The organism is Anabaena sp. UHCC 0187, assembly GCF_009712035.1.
Classification (GTDB): domain Bacteria; phylum Cyanobacteriota; class Cyanobacteriia; order Cyanobacteriales; family Nostocaceae; genus Dolichospermum.
This window is the reverse complement of record NZ_VILB01000011.1, coordinates 678,103-698,077: the sequence shown is the minus strand read 5'-3', so window position 1 is coordinate 698,077 and position 19,975 is coordinate 678,103. Positions and strand designations below refer to the sequence as shown.

The following is a 19,975-nucleotide window of genomic DNA, read 5'->3' as shown; positions in this document are numbered from 1 at the left end:
TTTTTTAGGTGATGAGATGAATACGCGTAAGTGACGAATTACGGAATGAACACTTTCTTGATTTTTTTTCAAATATTTGAGATAATTTTCAACAGTAGGTGTAACTCAATTAAATGCTGAAAAGCAGCCTATCAAAAAAGTTAAAAATTATCTCAAAAAGTCCCTAGGGCATAGGGCTTTAAAGCTCGGTTAATGTCTTCATAGAAGAGTCGCCGAGAAGCCCACATTCACCTGTTCGCGCAAGCGTGCCGCAAGGCATAAGGGAGTGTGTGGAGTATGTCACGTTCTACCTGGGAATTGATGAAGTGGCGAGTCCACTTCATTTTTATTGTCAAAATCTAGATTTTCTAGTCATTAACTAATTCATCTCGCCATTTTTCGCGTTTCTCTCTCTCTTCACGCACTTCTTCTTCCCGTTCCCGTGACCGTACTAATAGCCAAGTTTGCCATGTGAGGGGTTTTTGTCGTTCTAAATGGTTGATAAATTGCATAATTGATAAATCATCTTTGAGGGGAGTTTTTAAATCAAACTGCATGGTTTGTAAAATTCTATCATTGGTTTTAAGTAAGCGATCGCTAATTCTTCTCCCTAGCTTTAACATCAATTTATTAGTTAATTTTCCTAAAATACCTTTACGTTTTTTGGACATCAATAGGGTTTGTCCTTCCGTTTTCCCCCCTGGTAATATCCGAGTTGTAAATATTATATGTAAATGGGTAGACTCATTAGTAAAAGAAACTATACAGGTTGTTCCATACCAATAACAAACACTGTAAATCAGAGAATTATTAAAAAATCGCCGGTAGAGATTTAGCCAAAATGACTTAGCATTAATATTAGTAATAGTGCTAAAAATAATTGCATTTTGATTTAGTTCTTGTTTCTCCAAAACCATCTTTAATGGTAATTTATGAACTAGATTAATTTGTTGAGTATCAATACCTTGAAGAAGTAAGATATTGGGATGACAATCAATACTAAATTGCGAACCGAGAGAAAAATCAAATTCTTGATTTTCCCAATCTAAAACAAAAGGTAAAGGTTGTTGAGGAGTTTCCCCAGTCCAAACCCAAATCATCCCATATTGTTCGGCTGCTGGCCAAGTTTTGGCTTTCAGGGATACAGGTTCATCTAAGTTAGGAATATCAACACAAATACCTTCAGCATCAAATTTCCACCGATGTAAAACACAGCGTAATTCATTACCCTCAATTTTACCTTCAGCTAAACTCGTACCCATGTGAGGACAGTAAGCATCTAGAATAACTGCACGTCTATCTTTACCACGATATACGACTAAATCTTTGCCAAAAATAGTTACAGCTTTAACCTCACCTACTAGCAAAGATTGAGAAGGTAATACCCAATACCAACCTTCAACAAAACTCGTTGATTTGTTGAAAATTTTAGGTTGACGAACCGAGTTAAGATTATCTATATTTGTGTTCATTTTTAGGGTTTCACTTGCAGTGAAGCGGTTGATCTATTCCTATCATGAACAACTCGAAAAAACAGTTGTTTTCAGTACCGTCTTAACTATGATTTGTGTGATTAGTTTAATTTAGATGATTAATTTATCGAAAAGATTACTTTTACTTTTGCTTTTTACCTAACTCCTGGTTGAAAATTACGCAATCTTAAAGCATTACTGACTACAGAAACAGAAGAAAATGCCATAGCTGCACCGGCAATAATCGGGTTAAGTAACCAACCAAAGAAGGGATAGAGAATACCCGCAGCAATGGGAATACCAATGATATTGTAAATAAAGGCAAAAAATAGATTTTGGCGGATATTATTGATGGTAGCGCGACTGAGTTGAATGGCTGTAACTATGGCTTGTAGATCTCCAGAAATTAAAGTAATATCACTAGCAGCAATTGCCACATCTGTGCCTGTTCCAATGGCAATTCCTACATCTGCTTGTGCTAATGCTGGTGCATCATTAATTCCATCTCCCACCATAGCAACAATTTGAGATTTATTTCCTAATTTTCTTTGTTGCAATGATTTAATCATTGCTGCTTTTTGGTCTGGACGTACTTGGGCAAAAACTTGAGTAATCCCAACTTGATTTGCAATAGTTTGGGCAGTTTGTTGATTATCTCCCGTTAACATTACCACTTCTAACCCTAGTTTTTGCAGGGCTTTGACTGCCGTTAATGATGAGGGTTTGAGGGCATCAGCAATAGCCATAATTGCTTCTAAATTACCATCTACTGCTAACCAAATTACTGTTTTTCCTTCACTTTCCCAAATTGTTTGCTGTGGTTCGAAAGCATCAGTATTAATTCCTAATTCTGTAAACCAGCGTTGTGTACCAACTTGGACTAATTGATCATATACAACTCCTCGAACACCACTACCAACAATAGCTGCAAAATTCTTGACATCAGCTAAACTCACAGCTTGATTAATAGTGTATTTTACCACTGCTGCTGCTAAAGGATGTTCAGATTTGTGTTCTACACTGGCAGCTAATTTTAATAATTGAAGTTCATTACCATTGGCTGTACCCTTAATAGTAATAAAGTCTGTCACCGTGGGTTTACCTTGAGTTAGAGTTCCAGTTTTATCGAGAACAATAGTATTTATTTTGTGCGCTAATTCTAAACTTTCAGCACTTTTAATTAAAATGCCATTTTCTGCACCTTTACCAGTTCCTACCATTACAGAAGTAGGAGTAGCCAAACCCAAAGCACAGGGACAAGCGATAATTAAAACCCCTACCATTGTCATCATTGCTAACGTGAAATTAGCTGTAACACTAAACCAGATGATAAAAGTAAGAATTGCTATGGCAATTACAGCCGGCACAAACCAGCCAGTTACCTGATCTGCTAATCTTTGAATGGGTGCTTTTGAACCTTGGGCTTCTTGAACTAACTTGACAATTTGCGCCAAAAAAGTATCCTTACCAACTCGCGTGGCTTTAAACTTAAAACTACCAGTTTTATTAATTGTTGCCCCAATTACTTGATCTCCTGGTTGTTTTTTCACGGCTACACTTTCACCCGTTACCATTGCCTCATCTACGGTAGAATAACCATCAATTACTTCCCCATCAACAGGAATCTTTTCACCAGGACGAACTAAAATGAGATCATTAACTATTACTTGATTAATAGGAACATCTATTTCTAAACCATCTCGCATTACCCTAGCTGTTTTCGCTTGCATTCCCATTAATTTATGAATAGCTGCCGAAGTTTGTCCTTTAGCCCGATGTTCAAAAAATCTCCCTAATAAAATTAAAGTGACAACCATCGCTGCAACTTCATAATAAACATGAATTTCTAAGCCTTGGGAAAGAAATAAACTGGGAAAAAGCGTCACAAATAAAGAATAGAAATAAGCCGTACCTGTTCCCAAAGCAATCAAAGTATCCATCGTTGCAGTGCGGCGTTTTAAAGATTTCCAAGCATTGCGGAAAAAAGATCCCCCACACCAAAACTCCACAGGTGTTGTCAATACTAATTGTAACCAAGGATGATGAAGGAATTCGGGAACAAAAGGCAAATGCAATCCCGTCATCATTGGTAAAGAACCAAAAAACAGAATCACGCTAATGACACCCCCAATTCTTAACTTGAGAATCAGTTCCCGTTCTGCTGCTAATTTACTCGCTGCTTCGGCTGTATCTTCACCTTCTGTTTCTAATTGAAAAGATGAATAACCAGCATCTACAATTGCATCTTGAATTTTAGCTAAATTTGTTTGTTTAGGTTCATAATTAATAGTTACCTGTTCTGCACCGAAATTAACATGACAATCAATAACTCCAGAAACAGCTAAAATTGCCTGTTCAATATTATTAGCGCAAGAAGCGCAACTCATCCCTTTAAGTTTAAGACTAAGATTATTCATATTACCTCTTCTAATTATTGTCCAAATCCCCGACTTATTTGAGAACTTGGGTATCTATACTTCACCTATTGGTGTAATATATCATTTTAATAAGTTTCTTGACTTTCACCTAACTGACATTTCAGATTCTGGATATAGAAATATATGTTACAAGTCATTTATTCTGACGAATTTTTAGATCACAAAACCGGAAGTTACCACCCAGAAAAACCAGCCCGGTTAACAGCCATAGTCAACGCTTTAAAAGCTGCGAGTTTTGCCGAAAAAATTACCTGGAAACTACCCACACCTGTTACATCAAAACCATCTTTAATATCTTGGATAGAAAATGTTCATCCTACAACCTATATTAACAAAGTTAAAAATATCTCCTCCTCTGGTGGTGGTTATTTAGATGGAGATACTCGTATTTCTCCCCGCAGTTATGATGTAGCGTTGTTAGCAGTTAGTGCTTGGCTAGATGGAGTTGATACAGTTATTAATACAACAAATCAATCTTTTGTATTAGCGCGTCCACCAGGACATCATGCGGTAAGTGATACAGGCATGGGGTTTTGTTTATTTTCTAATGCTGCAATTGCAGCTTTATACGCTTTACAACAACCGGGAATTCAGCGCGTTGCTATCCTAGATTGGGACGTACATCATGGAAATGGTACGGAAGCAATAGTAGAAACTCACTCAGAAATTGCTTATATTTCTCTTCACCAGTATCCAGCTTATCCCGGTACTGGGAAAGCTTCTCAACAAGGTTCACATAATAATGTGTTAAATTTACCCGTTCCCCCTGGTAGTGATATTACTGTTTATCAACCGTTGTGGGAAAGCAAGATATTACCCTTTTTAAGTAATTTTGCGCCAGATTTACTGATTATTAGTGCTGGTTATGATGCTAATGCTAATGATCCTTTAGCTGGTATGAATTTGCAACCAGAAGATTTTGGGTTGTTTACAGAATACTGTTTAGGTATAACCAGAAAAATTATGTTTGGTTTAGAAGGTGGTTATGATTTACCAAGTCTTGCTGAATCAGTAATTGCTACTATTAAACCTTGTATATGTTAGTATTTTTTAATTAGTAAAATTCAGAATTTTGTTTTTTACTAATGTTATATTCTACTACATTTAAGACTTTACCACTCATGTTAATTACATCATATTCCCTACCAATCTTACCTCCCATTTTTTCCGCAATCCTACGGCTGGCTTTATTTGCTTTATCTGAACCATATCTTAGATATTCATAATCTAAGTTTTCTTCAGCCCATAAATTCAGGGCTGCAATTGTTTCTGTAGCGTAACCTTGTTTATGTGCTGATTTCTTCAACCAAATTCCATATCTTGGATATTTACTATTAATTTTATGTATCCCACTACATCCTAAAAACTCTTGAGAATCTTTCTTTAAAATCACAATTACTAACTCTTCTCCTTTTTCCATATTTAGTAAAGATTGATTAATAAAATTTTCAGTATCCTGAATTTTTTTTGATGGTTCTGAATATAAATAAGTCGTGACTTCCTGGGTAAATTCTCTAAAAATATCTGCCTTATATGCCATGGATATGGGCTGTAATAACAGACGGTGTGTAGATATCTCGAACCGCAGAAGTTCCATAGCTAGACCAAGAATTAAGTAACTATTACGACAATTAAAACTACAACAATACTGTACTGAAAGTAGATAAAATTTTTACTTTCGGTGTTTTTCAGTATTGTACTTAACTGAATATAGTTAAAATTTATCAAATATTTAGTAATAAAACTTTGTCATCGGGTCATGAAAGAGCTAAAGTTTTGTTAAGATACGATTACAAGGAATTCAGTCACCAGACTGTGAACAAGAATTAGATAGTACCAGTAGCTGTATAAAGTTCAGAAGGTGAACAAATGACCACCTATATCTTTTTTGACCAAGCTCTCCAGATGCTTATCAGTGCTTTTCTCGCGTCAGCAATCATGCTAATCGCCGCCTCTAGTATAGGTTTAGCTGTGATTGAAACCATTGAAAAAACAGGAGACAGTTAAAACTACGCTTCAAAGTAGGGACAGGACTGAAAAAGTCTGACAGTACAGCCGAAATTTTATCTACAACCTGTCTCTACCATAGACATATTCACGAATGAATATCCAACCTTGATAAAAGGCTGAAACTTTTATCTAGGATTGCTATATATCTTGCATTACCTGTATCTGGTAGGTAATGAGAATTTACTCACCCAAATTAATCGCGGGATTCCTATTAAAAAATCCCCTTGGCATTAACTTAAAACCAACGCGGTGAGTTGGCATTACAGGCCAATCTTCTGGACGAGGAATATGAGTCATTCCCATTGTGTACCACACAACTAAATCTTCACCATTCACAGATTCATTATCAGCAATATATTTGGGTAAACCTTCCCCCAATTGTGTTTGGTTGGGATAATCTCCACCTGCATACATTTCACTGGGTTTATATTTTGTTACCCAAAAATGATGAGTGGCAAAACCTGCTTTTTTCCTAATATTTGCACCTTCCACAGCATATAAATTTGTATTTCCTCCCGGCATTAACATATATGCAGGAGGAACACCTAAATTATTCTGTTTATCTGTACTAGCAATCATCCATTCTCGACTGTGTTTAATATCCAAATCACGCACAGCAGATTTTTCGGTTTTTAGTGCTGTATCTTCTACATTTATGGCATTTCCTAACGGGTTTTTGTCACCCATTGGCAACGCTTCTACATTCATTTCCATGATATAATTAGCTTGTCCATCTATGTCTAAATCTAAGCGATAATTGAAAAAATGCTGATGATTTACGCCAAAAATATTTTTAGCTAATAATCTGCCAAAAGACTTATTTTCAGTTTGTTTTATGCTGGCTGTTCCCTGGACTAAATCAATCCCCGTTAACTCATTTTCTACTTCTAAAGTACCGTCTTGCCTAAATATCCAGTTGAGACTGTAATCATAGTTATCAACTGTCGTCATCATTTTTAGGACTAATTCACGATTACGACGGACATGATTTTTTTGAGTTTTGTAATCAAAATGTTTCCAAAGGATACCGTTATCTCTTTCATAGATACCAATTAATCCAGGTATGGTGAAAGGTTCTCCTTCAGGATTAGCAAAGACTGTATTTAGTAAAACTCCATTTTCAGGAATTTCTTTACCTAATTCTATTTTGTTTGCTAATAATCCTAAATTATATTCTCCCACATCAAAGGCATTCCTAAACGACCAATTTGGCTGAGTATCACCATAAGGAACTGCCATTTCTGAGAGACTACCACGATATAAAATTGATCTATCTTTTTCACCATCATGGTATTTAACAAGATACAGAACTAAACCTTCACGGGGGTGCATTAAATAACGAAATTTCCAACCTTGCCAAGTAATTTCATTACCTTGAATTTTAAAACTTGTTCCTTCTGGTTGATTAATGTTTAATGGTTTTGGTGGTGCAATTATTTGACTAAAAGCATTAATGTCATAATCCCAATTTTCTTGGGAAATGGGAACTGTACCGTTATCAACAAAACTATCAACTTCACCTTTATTCAAATTGACTGTAACTAAAACACCTTCTATGGGACGAGCATAAAAATTCCAATGTTTACCTTGATAATAAGATAATGCTCGACAAATTCGATTACCAGATTTGGCTTCTGCTTGATTGAGTATTCCTGCTCCCCAACAACTTATTTCTACATGATCAAAATCTTTAATTCCGCGTTTTTGCATGGCTATTTGCCAACGCAAATCTGATTTTACTACTTCCCGCGCTATTGCATAATCTGGTGATAAAATAGCAGGTTGTCCGTGAGATATTTCTTGCCAGGAAGTGAGATTTTTCGTGTTTAAATTAACTGTTCCAGTAAAGGTTTTATTCAGTTCGATTTCATAAACTTGCAAAAAAATCTGGCGTAGAAATGATTTGCCAGGTATAAAATTTAAGACTGCTTTTTTATCGGGTTCTTGTAAGGCAATTATGGGAAAAATTGCGGTTTCACTGAGTTTTTTTTGCTCTTTAACTATGGTAACTGCTGTATTAATCTCTTGTTCTGTTAAGGGGTTGAGAGGGTGTGGAATTATCGCTTCTTCCGCTAATACAATATTAGGAAATCCCCAGCAGATATTAATGAAAATAATAATGCTAATAGTTAGCTGGTAAAAAAGATTTAGCCTCTTAATCATCTTGCACATTTTTCAAAAAAGTACATTTATTGATTCCTCAACTAGAGATGAGAAACCGTAAGATTAAGAGGCTAATATCAAGAATATGACTACAGAATTGATGTCCAGCGCACTATATAGAAACTAAGCGACGTAAAGATTCAGCGCGACGTTTAGCAACGGCGTTATTTGGTGCTAATTTGAGTGTTGCTTCATACATTTCCAACGCTTGAGCATTCAATTTTTTCTTCTCATAAGCGTGTCCGAGATTATTTAGAGCCGATACATAATCTGGGTTTAATTTGATGGCTTCTTTGTACTGACGAATTGCTAAGTCGTATTGCTCTTGAGCAAAATAAACATATCCCAAGCCGTTGTAAATGGGAGCAATAGATTCTTCTCCCTCTTCTTCTGCTGCTTTGAGAGATTTTTGAAATAGGGGTATAGCTTGGCTAAATACTTTTTTTTCTGAATAGATACTAGCTAATTCATAATATTCTTGAGCCGTACCTTTTTCTTTAGTTAATTTGGTTTTTAACTTACCTAGAGAGTTTTCAAGTTTACGGGTTTTGAATACTTGACGGAAAACACTCACACCTGCAAATGCAAGTAAACCAACAAAAATTGACAGATAAATGACGACTAAATTGCTATCCATTTTCTACAAATACAAATTATTAAAATACTCTATCTATTATCAGTTATTAGGTTGTATATTTCTCACTAAATTACTACAATCCCCAATATTCTATCCGTTCTTTCAGCCAACCTGTGACTGTATAACGAGCGATCGCTTCATTCACTTTGCGTCTTAATTCATCATATTGCAATCCTTTAGGCATCACTACAGATAAAGGTTCTGCTGATAATTTAGTTGGCAATATGCGATACCGAGGATGTGCTTGCACCCAACCACTAAGAACGCTGACATCCGCAGCAAAACCATCTACTTGATTACTTGCTATTTTTTCCCAGCCTTGGCCATAAGAACTTACACCGACCAATTCAGCAGATGGTGTAAAATATTTTAAGTATCCGACAGTGCTAGAGTTGTTGAGAACAGCTATTTTCCGTTTGCCTACATCTTTTAATGATTGAATAGATGTATTTTTTGTAACTATTGCCGCCCCATCATAATAATAAGGAACACTAAAACTCACAATGCGAGAACGTGATTCTGTGGCTGTGACTCCAGCAATAGCCAAATCAACTTGCTGATTAAAGACTACAGGTAAGCGATCGCTATTGGCTACAGGTTGCAATTTCACAGCATCAGCTTTACCCAACAAATCACTGGCCAACCGTTTGGCTAAATCAATCTCTAACCCTTGTAAATTGCCCTTGTCATCCCTAAATCCCAAAGGACGAAGATTATCCTTAACTGCCATATTTAAATAGCCTCGCTGCTGAATTTCCGCCATTGTTGCCGCAGATGCAGTTAAGTTCCCGCTTAGAAAAGACAGCCAAAAAATCAAAGATAGGGTAGCGGATAATACCAGATGTAACTTATTCATAATCGCTCTGCGTTTTACTCCAATTAAAAATGCCAAAAAGTTTCGTTATTTTTAATTTTCAATTTTCCGAAGTGCCATCTGTTACATCCGTTATTCATCCGTTGCCACCTTTATCCGTTAACCGAGTTAGCGAGTTCCGCAATTTTAGCGAAGCTTGCAGGATCAAGAATTGCCAATTGTGCCAACATTTTGCGGTTTAGTTCCACATTGGCCTTTTTCAAATTACCAATTAAGCGGCTGTAGCTTAAGCCGTGTTGTCTAGAAGCCGCGTTAATCCGCGCTATCCAGAGACGACGGAAATCACGCTTCTTCTTTTTGCGATCGCGGTAAGCACTGCGAAGCGCCTTCATTACCTGTTGGTTAGCGGTTCTAAACAAAGTTGAGTGAGAACCACGGAAACCTTTAGCTAATTTGAGAATTTTATTGCGGCGTTTACGAGCTACATTACCGCGTTTTACCCGAGTCATATCTTATTACCTGTGATCTTTTACAAATATGGAAGCATTAAACGCACGTTAGGTTCGTCCCGTTCATGAACAACTGCCATTTTGGACATATTGCTCTTTTTGCTAGAGGATTTATGCTCTAATAAGTGGTTTTTGAACGGTTTCCGGCGGACGATTTTACCGCTACCGGTGGCGCGGAATCTCTTCGCCGCAGCCTTGCGAGTCTTTAGTTTAGGCATGGGATGGCTTTAATTCAACACAATCTATTATTATATATGAGAAAAGGCAAATTGTATGCACCATTTTCCGTGATTCACTTTCATAAACACCAGGATAACAATGGAACCCATTCGTGTCTTTTACTTTTCTGATCTTCTCTGCATTTGGGCTTATATTGCTCAGATCCGTTTGGACGAGTTGAAAACAACCTTTGAAAACAAAATCGTGATTGAAGACCACTTTGTTCCTGTTTTTGGTAACGCCCAGGAAAAACTCAAGAAAGGATGGCAAGATCGGGGGGGATTATCAGGATATAGTCATCATGTGCAGGAAGTGGCAAAAAAGTTCAATCATATTACCATTCATCCTGATATTTGGACTCACAATCCACCATCTTCATCTACATCCTGTCATTTATTTCTGCATGGGGTTCAACTATTAGAAATAAAGGGTTTGGTAGACCCAGAACAACAGGCATTTAAAAAAGCAATTTGGGCATTTCGGCAGGCGTTTTTCACCAAAATGGCAAATATTTCTGACCGCAAGGTACAATTTGAAATTGCCGAAGAGTTAAGCCTACCGATTGCTGCTATTCAAGCTCAAATTGATAGTGGTGAGGCCTACGCCCAGTTATCCAAAGATTTTGACTTAGTCAAAGAGCATACGGTAACAGTTAGCCCTACAATCATTTTTAATGAAGGAAGGCAGAGACTCAACGGAAATGTAGGCTATCGAGTTATAGAAGCAAATATTCGTGAGTTACTGCACAATCCTGCCGGAGAACAATCTTGGTGTTAGATTTTGGTAACTTGAGGATCTAAAACCAGGCGTGTACCAGTTATATCTACATGATAAGTCCAAAACTGGCTTTTAACTTTGACAATTATTTCCCAACCTTGAATGGGATCAAAATTTTGGGTGCAGACTTCACCAAAATTAAACACGCAGGAATTACTAAAAGTTTTTTGAATTGACTGGGTAATTTTTAGAGAACTTACTGCTAAACCAGAACGTTTAGAAGCATTACTCAAAACCGCATTAGCAATTTTTTTCGGTAATTGATTACTGCTAATTTTCGGATCTAAAAGAATTTGTGAACCGGATTTATTGACATGATAAGTCCAAGATTGTTCTTTGACTTGCACAATTACAATCCAACCGGAAATAGGATTATATTCCTTCGTACAAACTTCTCTAAATTTGAAAATACAGGGATTACTAAAATTGGTAGATGTCACTTGAGTAATTTGCAAATTAGAAACTTTTACCCCAGAAACTCTAGCAGCGTCCCTTAGCAATTTTTGAGAAATAGATTTAGGTAAAGTATTTTGGTTTAACTGTGACTGTTCGGGATTTTTAGCATTTGCAGATGTATTATTTTCAGTTACACCTAAACCACAGGCAAACAAACTGGTAATAATCAAACCAAAGACCAAGATTTGCGGAAACTTGAAATTGTTATACATTTGGGAAACTAGCTTAGTGATTAAATTCATGACCTTATAAATTAACAATTGAATACTGAATTAAACTTAACTTTACAACTTATAAATAATTCTTTTCCTCCGCATTCCTCCTCATTCCTCCTCATTCCTCCGCATTCCTCCTCATTCCTCCGCGTCCTCCGCGTCCTCTGCGGTTCGTTTTGATATTAATTTCCTCCCCATTGCTAAAAGTGCCGTTCCATAAGCTGCTTCTGTATTTTTGGATGAAACAATAGGTACTTTTAAATAACGTTGACGAATAGCTGTCCAAGTAGAATTAGCAGCACCACCACCAGCAGTATAAATATGAGTTAAAGGATCTGCACCTAGATTTTGTAATAGTTCATATCCTTGAGCTTCTATTCTAGCCATACTTTCTAATAAACCATGTAGAAATTCTTGAGGTTGATCTGGACGTGGTTCTAGTCTGGGTAATAATTGGGGATCATTAATAGGAAAGCGATCGCCTGGTTTCAATAATGGGTAATAATCTAACACACTGGCTTGAGTCGGATCAATTTTGGCACTTAACCGCACTAACTCAATATCGCTGAAAAAATGCTTTAAAACAGCACCTCCAGTATTAGATGCACCTCCAGTTAACCACAAATCTCCTAAACGATGGCTGTAAATTCCATATCGCGCATCTTCGATTCTGTGCCGACTTAAAAGTTTTAGTACCAAAGTTGAACCCAGAGAAGTTACCGCTTCCCCCGGAAATTTAGCTCCACTGGCTAGAAAAGCCGCAATACTGTCCGTTGTGCCAGCAACCACCAAACAATCGCCTTTAAAGCCAAAATCAGCCGCAATCTGGGGAAGTAATTCACCAATAGCTGTACCCGGTGCTAATACTTGCGGTAACTGGAGGGGAATTTCTAGCTGTTCCAACCATTCTGGATATTGCAATTTTTCCACGTCATAACCCAATTTTAAGGCGTTGTGGTAATCGCTAATACCTAAATTTCCATGCAAGAGAAAACCCAGCCAATCGGCTTGATGCAATAAATATCTAGCTTTTGGAAAATCAGGTAATTCTTGCATCCAGAGGAGTTTCGCCAGACTAGATGTAGCACTTAACACAGTGTGATTTGCTGGTGCAATCTTGCTCAATCGTTCCAAAGCCATTGCCCCCCGACCATCATTGTACAATAGCGGCGCGTCCACAGGCTCTCCAGCCCCATCAGTCAGCAAAATAGTGGAAGAAGTCCCATTAATAGCGATCGCCCCGATTTCCTGTCTGAATACCCCCGGAATTTGCCCTAAAAGACTCCATAAAGCCTGTTGCCAACATTTCACCCAATCAACAGTCCCAACCTGCCAACAATGGCGCATTTCGCACTGAATGCGACCTTCTTCATCAATTACCACACCCCGTGCGCCAGAAGTACCAAAGTCAATACCAAGGGATAAATTCATAGATTCAGGGAAAAGGGGACTGGGGACTGGGGACTGGGGACTGGGGACTAGGGACTGGGGACTGGGAAAACTTCTTAACAACTGACCACTGACAAAGAACAACTGACCAATCCCCGGTTTTTGTTGCATCTTGTAACAAGATGTTTCCTAATTTTGGCAAAACAGGGAAAAGTAGTAAACGGAGTCTTGAAAATCTAGTTCAACTTAGGAGGATTTCCATCATGCCTATCTCAGATACCCAAGTTTACATTGCTTTGGTTGTGGCGCTAATTCCAGGAATTCTAGCTTGGCGTTTAGCTACAGAACTATACAAATAACACCAATGTAACTCTGTTACAGGTGATTAACCCTAGTATGAGTGGGTGTGGTTTCCAAATGCTTGTGGTTCTAAGCTATCAGGATTATGGAAATTGCACTTTACTTTACTAGGTAATATTTTATTCATCTTCATACTTGTATAAATTTCCCAAAAATGAAGTAATATGGCAGCTAAATTAAGCCGCAATTAGCACCTGTTTGCTTTTGACGGTAATTACCGTAAATTATGCAAGCCTTTTGTTATTACCATGAATGCGTTTCAACCATCTAGACCTCCTATACAGCCAGTAGAACAACGCCGAATTGTACCAAGACCTAAACGACACTTACGCCAACGTGCTTATCAGGTAATGGCACTGGAAACTACAGCTAAAGTAATAGTTAATATAGTTATTAGTGCAGCATCGGTATCTGCTTTAGTACAATTATTGCCTTATCATTGGTCACAACAGGACAAGTTGCGAGAAGTACGTACCGAAGTAAAAGTTATGGAAGGGCGTGTCCAAAAATTACGGTCGGAATTTAGCCACAATTTTGATCCCGGCGAAACTAAGAGTATTATGCAACAAAAATCATATCGTTTTGATGCTAATCAGCGTCCAATTATATTGATGAATCAAGATCAAACTGTAACGGAACAATCTGATTCAGCACCATAAAAAAGTGCAGAAAACATATTAATCATCATGGTTATTAGGGTGACTACCAAATGATAGAACTTTATATTTAGTGACAAAATTCAAATTTTTGAGTCAGTTTTACCAATAAATTCTAAAATTCTGAATTCTCAATTTAGCCATCTACCAAATTATTCTTCAAAAAATAGCAACTCGTTTAACCAGTTTTCGATTTGTAATCGCAAGCGATAACCGGAAACATTTTGATCACTTAAAAATGGTAGCTCTGCTAGTGCGCGACGGTAATCAGCAATTGCACAATTCCAATCACCCCAGAGATGATAAGTCCGTCCCCGTTCAGCCCAAATATTGCCTTTGAGTTGACCAAATAGCATAGCAATTTCTAAGTTTTCAATAGCTTCCGCATAGTCTCCTAAGTCACGTAAAGTAATACTGCGATTAATCCAAGCTCGAACATGATGGGGATTTATATCTAATGCTTGTTCATAATCAGCCAAAGCGGCTGTTAACTGACCACAAGCAGCGTAATAATTAGCCCGGTTATTGTAGGCACTAGCTAATTTAGAATTTAAGTCTAGGGCTTTGTTATAATCAGAGATGGCTTTTTGGCTGTCACCACTTTGAAAATAAATCAACCCCCGGTTATTGTAATCAACAGCATTTTCAGGATGATGATCAATGAGGTGACTTAACAGAGCGATCGCTTTAGTATAATCCCCTTGTTGTGCTAACTTCAAAGCACAAGAGCGTAAATAACGTTCTTCTAGCATTGATTCCTGACCATCCTGTAACCCCGCACATTGATAACAAGGATTGTTTTGATCAAAAAGACAGACTTGATTGTTTTGAATACCAGAATTTAAAAAAGAGTGCTTATTCATACGTTGCCTATTTGGTTTACTTGGTTTGTCAAATAAAGTTACAGTTTTTGTGTCCTGATGGCTCTAGGATTATTGAAGGACGTGGATTTTACATCCGGAAATAACACTAGCCATAAATCTAATAATGTATACTTCATACCCAAGTTCAATTCCCGAATCAGTAAAATTCTAAAGAATTGAAGTGTAAATTTTAATGATGGGGGGAAGAGGGAAGAGGAAGAGGCAATAAGAGTCTTACCAATCACAACTGACAACTGACAACTGACAACTGACAACTGACAACTGACAACTGACCAATCCCTATTTACCAATTCTAGAAGAGACATTTATAATGACAACAACAATTTCTTATGCTGATGCTACCGATCTCCATACCGATGACTATATTGTTCTTGGTTTAGCTACGTGCTTCTATAAAGAAGATGGGGAAGTACATCAAATTGAAGTGATAGAACCCATTCCTTCAGCAGCATTAGAAGCCCTATTTAAACAGATTCCTACCTCTTACAGGCTGGCTTACGCCACGACTTTAGGATCTGTATTAGATGGTGATAAAATGCTGTTGCCAGCAGGTTTCCCGGAATCGGCGCAATTTGGAGATGAATTTCCATTACGCTTGTTTTCTGCGGCTCGTACCTATAAGCGCCGTGAAGCAGCCCAAACTCTGATTCCCTTGGGAACTACTAAAACCGATTTGAATTATTCGATAGAGCGCAAACGGGTACTAAATGCGGCTAGAGTTGTCACCAAAGACGACAATGTAAAACAACATTCCCACACTCACAAAGTTCTTTAATTTCAGATTACCATGTTGAAACTTTACGGCGGCGCTCGTAGTCGGGCTGCAATTATCCAGTGGTATTTAGAGGAACTAGAAGTTCCTTATGAATTTGTGCTGCTAGATATGCAAGCAGGGGAACACATTCAGCCTGAGTTCCTGAAAATTAACCCTATGGGTAAAGTTCCCGCTATCGTGGATGGTGATTTCCAACTTTGGGAATCAGGGGCTATTTTGCTTTATTTGGCTGAAAAATACGATAAAACCGCTTATTCACTAGAAGAAAAAGCTGTATTTACCCAGTGGGTATTATTTGCCAATGCTAGTTTAGGAACAGGTATTTTTATAGAAGCCAATCGTGAGCGAGAAATGCCACGATTACTGACTCCTTTAAATGAAATTTTCGGAAAACAGCCCTTCTTGCTGGGTAATGATTTTACAGTTGCAGATGTAGCCGTGGGATCAATTCTCTCTTATATTCCCATTATGCTCAAATTAGATTTGAGTGCTTACCCAGCAGTTGAGAATTATATCAAGTCAATGTCTGAACGCCCCGCGTTTCAAAAAAGCATCGGTGGACGCAAGTAATTGACAATTGATAGCTGACAACTAACAATTGTCAGTTATATTTTCTAACGATAATTCGTAAATTGCAAGGCGACGGGAAAGTCTTCTTGTTTAAGACGTTGAATAACCAGTTGTAAGTCATCTTTTGATTTAGCTGTTACTCGCACAGCGTCACCTTGAATTGAGGCTTGGACTTTTTTAATTTCGTCCCGAATCAATTTAGAAATTTGTTTAGCAATTTCTTGGCTGATGCCTTTTTTCAAGGTGATTTCTTGACGAACACGATTGCCGCTGGCAGATTCGATTTGGCCAAATTCAAAGATTTTTTGGGAAAGGTTACGCTTGGCGGCTTTTTCCCGCAGGATGGTATGGACAGATTCTAAGGTAAAGTCGCTGTCAGTACCAATGGTAATTTTTTCCTCGCTTAATTCGATTGTAGTTTTAGTGTCTTTAAGGTCGTAACGGCTTTTAACGTCTCTTGTGACTTGATCAATAGTATTAACTAGTTCTTGTCTATCAAAGTCGCTGACGATATCAAAGGAAAAAGAAGTAGCCATAAATAAAATTGGTAATAGGGAATAGGCAAGAAGCAATAGGCAAGAGGGAAGATAGATAAATATTCTCCTTATTCCCTCAGCCTAATTATTTAATTTGCATGAGACTGAGAAAAAACAAAGTTCCCGAACTAAAAGAAGCAATACCAAACATGAGCGATCTTAACAAAGGTATATTTGCAATATAGAAAATAGAGTATAGCAAACGAGCAATGATAAAAGCGATGGCTGCGTTTACTCCTTGGGGAGAATTCACCCCCGTGACATAAGCCATTAGCGCTGCTGCGGCAAAAACCATAAACCCTTCAAAGGAGTTTTCATGGGCCCATGTTGCCCGTTGGGCATAGGGTGGCAACTTGTCAAACATGGCGCGAGGTGCAGAAAGATCATATCCTATCTGCACTCTAGCAAAAGCTACTAATAAATAGGGCAGATAAATGAGAATAGCCGCGACAACAATAGAGTATAAAAAAATAGCAGGTGCTGGTAATTGAGATAGGGACATTCAACTAATTTAATAGGGTGCTTGGTGTAGTGTTGATCATTTACTGTTAATGGATAAAGGGTAATTTAGTTAACTCATTACCCTTTACTCAATAATTTCCAATCTCTATTATTGGCTTTACAAAAACTGCGGTTCACCCTAGTCAAAGTAGAAAAGTGTTACCACTTTTCGCTGTTCTTCGGCATCACTACAGGTTTGTAGCAGAGTGCGACTATCGTGAAATGCAAAGCAGATGAGTTGTTGGCAACGAGAGACGATTTCTTTGTTACATAAGTAACTCGCTTCAGCTAAGGACAGGCTATCATTACTGGGGTTTTCTACCAGGTGCATTACCTGTTCTAATTGCTGGCGCGATTCTTGGGGTTGGCGTTCCAAGCTCTGGGGTAAAATTACCGTGAGTAAATTGGGATCAGCCCGTGTTGCGCCCCGGATGGCCGCAGAGTTTGTGCCTGTAGCACCAGAGGTAATGACGCGGTTGCCCGATAGAATCAGGGCATAAGTCATCATTTCAATGAGGTTCTGATGGGTAATTGGCACATGACGAGAACCTAGCAAGGCAATCCGCTTGGAACCTGTCTGTTGGATTGTTGCCAGTTCTTGGGCTAATGTATCTAGTTCGATAGTGTCTATTGACTGACTCAAAGATGAAGATCATGAGATTAAACAACCCAGATATTCTACCAAACAGCGTGTAGATGGGAAGCTAACTAGAGTTACATATTGCTACAATTTATTTAATAAACCAATTCTTCCGTACTATAGGGCAGATTTAAAGATTAAAAAGCACATTAAACAAGCTTGTTGGGAATTTTCAATAAATCCGTATCTAAAGTAGCTGTAGGCATATTTCTCATTTCCCAAACTTTAAGTAAAATCAAATACTCATAAAATGCTTGTAAAGTACACCAAGTAAATCCAGCCCGTCCGTCTAAGCACCCACCTAAAACAAAATACATATACATAAAGCGCACTAAGGGTCTAGCCGGAACGCGCAAAGACAAATCCTTTAAAGCGCGTCTTCGTTCTACTTCTGAATTACCGAAAAATAAATTTTTATAGTTAATCTTACCGCTGCTTAATTGGGATAATGTTTCTTTAGCTTCATCTGTAGAATAACGGTTATGTTTTTCAATCCAGCGACTTAAGCCCTTACCAGAAGTGTAATGAGGATAAGTTTCTTTTAAAAATCCTGTAGGACCATCACAGACTTCTCTTTCAGTATGTCCATAGTCTGTAAACCAAACTTTCCCATGACGGAAAAGACGCAATTGATAGCGAGGATACTGGGTACTGTGACGAATCCAACGATTCATAAACATCACCCTTTCGGCGACATAATAGGCAATGTATTCTGGATTTTGACAGGCTTGTTCACATTCAGCAAATAGTTGTGGTGTGATCCGCTCATCAGCTTCTAAAATATACACCCATTCATACTTAGGTTGTATGGACTCTAACATCCAAGTTCGTTGTTTTCCGTGACTTTCAAAGGGATGTGAGAAGATCCGCACAGGATAACAACTAGCGATTTCTACAGTGCGATCGCTACTGCAAGAGTCTACTAAAATAATGTCATCAGATAGCATTGCCGATTCTATGCAAGGGGCAATATCTAGCTCTTCGTTATATGTCAGTATGTAGACTGAGAACATTCTTTTCTAGTTTTATGGTGATGTGATTAAAATTATAACTGGCAGTCAGAATTAATTAATGATACCTTCTTTCTGCCAGATAAATACTGAGATTAACGCCCTGATGTGTTCCGTTTAGGACTACCTTGCAATGCGCCCATACTTCTTAATCCTGTCCAACCAATGATGATATAACCAATTGCCAATAATAAACTACTAATCCCAATTCGCAATTCCTTAACAGCATCATCCTGAATTTTTTTCAACTGTTGTTCTTTCTGACTGCGAATTTGGGTAATTCTCTGGGTGGCTAATTGTTGAGGATCTGTTTGCTCGGCGATAAAATCATCAAGAGCTTTAGGATTTGCTTTATACTTCTTGAGTAAATCCTTTTGGGCAGCAGGTAATTGCTGATTATTAAGTGCCTGATTGTACTTCTGCTCATCTTTAACTAGTTCACTTAGTTGAGTCCCTAGTTGCTCTTTTAATGCAGCCCGTTGCTTCTCTACAGCCGCCTTTACCTGATCATTACCCAGTTGGTTTTGTACTTGCGCTAACTGAGTTTTAACTTGAACTTCTAACTGTTCTGCTTCTTGATTAGTGCGTGTTAACGCCTGCCCCTTTACTTGATTGACGTTATTGAGGTGGAGGGGAAAAATTAGTAAAAATATCAACCCCAATAAACTTGAGATTATAAAAGTTGGGAGTTTTAAACTTAAAGATGATGAACGACTACCTTCATTGAGGCTATCAAACCAGTATGCAGTCAGAATTGCGCCCAAACCAACCATAGGGACAATACCTCTGTCTACAAGATTTCTACACAGGTTGATTTGCCAAACTTTATCTGTAGGTTGGAAAGGGACTAATAAAAATAGAAAATCTAGAAAAAAGGACAGTATACAGATTATCCCTATTAATTTCAGTGAGAGGGATGTATTGGAAGATGCAGGACGGTTAACCATATTTATTCACAGTGTTAA

At 37.9% G+C, this 19,975-nt stretch carries 23 protein-coding genes; 7 read left to right on the top strand and 16 right to left on the bottom strand.

The genetic code is table 11. From position 1 onward, the window contains the following. Window positions 1-347: 347 nt before the first annotated feature. Window positions 348-1,451: an aromatic ring-hydroxylating dioxygenase subunit alpha gene (locus tag FJR11_RS12310; RefSeq protein ID WP_168503984.1), complete on the bottom strand. Its 1,104-nt coding sequence runs from the start codon at window positions 1,449-1,451 to the stop codon at window positions 348-350. 155 nt (window positions 1,452-1,606) lie between these two features. After that, window positions 1,607-3,868, bottom strand: coding sequence for a heavy metal translocating P-type ATPase (locus FJR11_RS12305; protein ID WP_168503982.1), 2,262 nt, complete (start codon window positions 3,866-3,868; stop codon window positions 1,607-1,609). Between the two features lie 144 nt (window positions 3,869-4,012). Here FJR11_RS12305 and FJR11_RS12300 point away from each other — a divergent pair, with 144 nt between their 5' ends. Further along, entirely contained in the window at window positions 4,013-4,933 is a 921-nt protein-coding gene (locus FJR11_RS12300) for a histone deacetylase (RefSeq protein ID WP_168503980.1), read from the top strand. A gap of 10 nt (window positions 4,934-4,943) precedes the next feature. Here FJR11_RS12300 and FJR11_RS12295 read toward each other — a convergent pair whose 3' ends face one another. Continuing rightward, window positions 4,944-5,486, bottom strand: a complete 543-nt coding sequence (locus FJR11_RS12295; protein WP_168503978.1) for a GNAT family N-acetyltransferase — start codon at window positions 5,484-5,486, stop codon at window positions 4,944-4,946. Between the two features lie 272 nt (window positions 5,487-5,758). Between FJR11_RS12295 and FJR11_RS12290 the strand changes: the two genes are divergently transcribed. Then, window positions 5,759-5,896: a hypothetical protein gene (locus FJR11_RS12290; RefSeq protein ID WP_168503976.1), complete on the top strand. Its 138-nt coding sequence runs from the start codon at window positions 5,759-5,761 to the stop codon at window positions 5,894-5,896. 183 nt (window positions 5,897-6,079) lie between these two features. Here the strand turns inward: FJR11_RS12290 and FJR11_RS12285 are convergent, their stop codons facing one another. The 5 genes from FJR11_RS12285 to rpmI all read right to left on the bottom strand — a co-directional run bounded on the left by FJR11_RS12285 (window position 6,080) and on the right by rpmI (window position 10,240). After that, complete coding sequence (locus FJR11_RS12285) at window positions 6,080-8,062, bottom strand: primary-amine oxidase (protein WP_168503974.1); 1,983 nt, start codon at window positions 8,060-8,062, stop codon at window positions 6,080-6,082. Window positions 8,063-8,174: 112 nt separating this feature from the next. After that, window positions 8,175-8,699 (bottom strand): tetratricopeptide repeat protein, encoded by a 525-nt coding sequence (locus FJR11_RS12280; RefSeq protein WP_168503972.1) that lies wholly within the window; start codon window positions 8,697-8,699, stop codon window positions 8,175-8,177. A gap of 73 nt (window positions 8,700-8,772) precedes the next feature. Continuing rightward, the gene (locus tag FJR11_RS12275; RefSeq protein ID WP_168503970.1) at window positions 8,773-9,555 is read right to left on the bottom strand and encodes a transporter substrate-binding domain-containing protein; all 783 of its coding nucleotides are present in this window, start codon (window positions 9,553-9,555) and stop codon (window positions 8,773-8,775) included. 110 nt (window positions 9,556-9,665) lie between these two features. Continuing rightward, window positions 9,666-10,022 carry a 50S ribosomal protein L20 gene (rplT, locus tag FJR11_RS12270; RefSeq protein WP_015079973.1) on the bottom strand — a complete coding sequence of 119 codons (357 nt, stop codon included), beginning with the start codon at window positions 10,020-10,022 and terminating at the stop codon, window positions 9,666-9,668. Between the two features lie 20 nt (window positions 10,023-10,042). Continuing rightward, entirely contained in the window at window positions 10,043-10,240 is a 198-nt protein-coding gene (rpmI, locus tag FJR11_RS12265; protein WP_071992743.1) for a 50S ribosomal protein L35, read from the bottom strand. A 100-nt stretch (window positions 10,241-10,340) separates the two neighbouring features. Here rpmI and FJR11_RS12260 point away from each other — a divergent pair, with 100 nt between their 5' ends. Continuing rightward, entirely contained in the window at window positions 10,341-11,018 is a 678-nt protein-coding gene (locus FJR11_RS12260; RefSeq protein WP_168503968.1) for a DsbA family protein, read from the top strand. Here the strand turns inward: FJR11_RS12260 and FJR11_RS12255 are convergent. Both FJR11_RS12255 and FJR11_RS12250 read right to left on the bottom strand, forming a co-directional pair. After that, window positions 11,015-11,686: a hypothetical protein gene (locus FJR11_RS12255; protein ID WP_254444740.1), complete on the bottom strand. Its 672-nt coding sequence runs from the start codon at window positions 11,684-11,686 to the stop codon at window positions 11,015-11,017. The two genes, FJR11_RS12260 and FJR11_RS12255, sit on opposite strands and share 4 nt — an antisense overlap. Before the next feature lie 141 nt (window positions 11,687-11,827). Continuing rightward, window positions 11,828-13,120, bottom strand: a complete 1,293-nt coding sequence (locus tag FJR11_RS12250; protein WP_168504216.1) for an FGGY-family carbohydrate kinase — start codon at window positions 13,118-13,120, stop codon at window positions 11,828-11,830. Between the two features lie 221 nt (window positions 13,121-13,341). Here FJR11_RS12250 and psaM point away from each other — a divergent pair, with 221 nt between their 5' ends. After that, on the top strand, window positions 13,342-13,437 hold the full coding sequence (gene psaM, locus FJR11_RS12245) for a photosystem I reaction center subunit XII (protein WP_027404816.1): 96 nt from the start codon (window positions 13,342-13,344) through the stop codon (window positions 13,435-13,437). A gap of 249 nt (window positions 13,438-13,686) precedes the next feature. Then, complete coding sequence (locus tag FJR11_RS12240; RefSeq protein WP_168503964.1) at window positions 13,687-14,097, top strand: hypothetical protein; 411 nt, start codon at window positions 13,687-13,689, stop codon at window positions 14,095-14,097. Window positions 14,098-14,246: 149 nt separating this feature from the next. Here FJR11_RS12240 and FJR11_RS12235 read toward each other — a convergent pair whose 3' ends face one another. Continuing rightward, entirely contained in the window at window positions 14,247-14,957 is a 711-nt protein-coding gene (locus FJR11_RS12235) for a tetratricopeptide repeat protein (protein ID WP_168503963.1), read from the bottom strand. 331 nt (window positions 14,958-15,288) lie between these two features. Here FJR11_RS12235 and FJR11_RS12230 point away from each other — a divergent pair, with 331 nt between their 5' ends. Both FJR11_RS12230 and FJR11_RS12225 read left to right on the top strand, forming a co-directional pair. After that, window positions 15,289-15,753: a hypothetical protein gene (locus tag FJR11_RS12230; RefSeq protein ID WP_168503961.1), complete on the top strand. Its 465-nt coding sequence runs from the start codon at window positions 15,289-15,291 to the stop codon at window positions 15,751-15,753. Between the two features lie 12 nt (window positions 15,754-15,765). After that, the gene (locus tag FJR11_RS12225; protein WP_168503959.1) at window positions 15,766-16,323 is read left to right on the top strand and encodes a glutathione S-transferase family protein; all 558 of its coding nucleotides are present in this window, start codon (window positions 15,766-15,768) and stop codon (window positions 16,321-16,323) included. Between the two features lie 44 nt (window positions 16,324-16,367). Here the strand turns inward: FJR11_RS12225 and FJR11_RS12220 are convergent, their stop codons facing one another. The 5 genes from FJR11_RS12220 to FJR11_RS12200 all read right to left on the bottom strand — a co-directional run bounded on the left by FJR11_RS12220 (window position 16,368) and on the right by FJR11_RS12200 (window position 19,957). Next, the gene (locus tag FJR11_RS12220; protein WP_168503957.1) at window positions 16,368-16,859 is read right to left on the bottom strand and encodes a YajQ family cyclic di-GMP-binding protein; all 492 of its coding nucleotides are present in this window, start codon (window positions 16,857-16,859) and stop codon (window positions 16,368-16,370) included. 85 nt (window positions 16,860-16,944) lie between these two features. Further along, window positions 16,945-17,361 carry an MAPEG family protein gene (locus FJR11_RS12215; protein ID WP_168503955.1) on the bottom strand — a complete coding sequence of 139 codons (417 nt, stop codon included), beginning with the start codon at window positions 17,359-17,361 and terminating at the stop codon, window positions 16,945-16,947. A gap of 138 nt (window positions 17,362-17,499) precedes the next feature. After that, window positions 17,500-18,003, bottom strand: coding sequence for a DNA recombination-mediator protein A (locus tag FJR11_RS12210; protein ID WP_168503953.1), 504 nt, complete (start codon window positions 18,001-18,003; stop codon window positions 17,500-17,502). A gap of 146 nt (window positions 18,004-18,149) precedes the next feature. Then, a complete protein-coding gene (locus FJR11_RS12205; protein WP_168503951.1) occupies window positions 18,150-19,013 on the bottom strand; it encodes a glycosyltransferase family 2 protein in 864 nt (287 codons plus the stop codon). A gap of 92 nt (window positions 19,014-19,105) precedes the next feature. Next, a complete protein-coding gene (locus tag FJR11_RS12200) occupies window positions 19,106-19,957 on the bottom strand; it encodes an HpsJ family protein (protein WP_168503949.1) in 852 nt (283 codons plus the stop codon). Window positions 19,958-19,975: the final 18 nt, after the last annotated feature.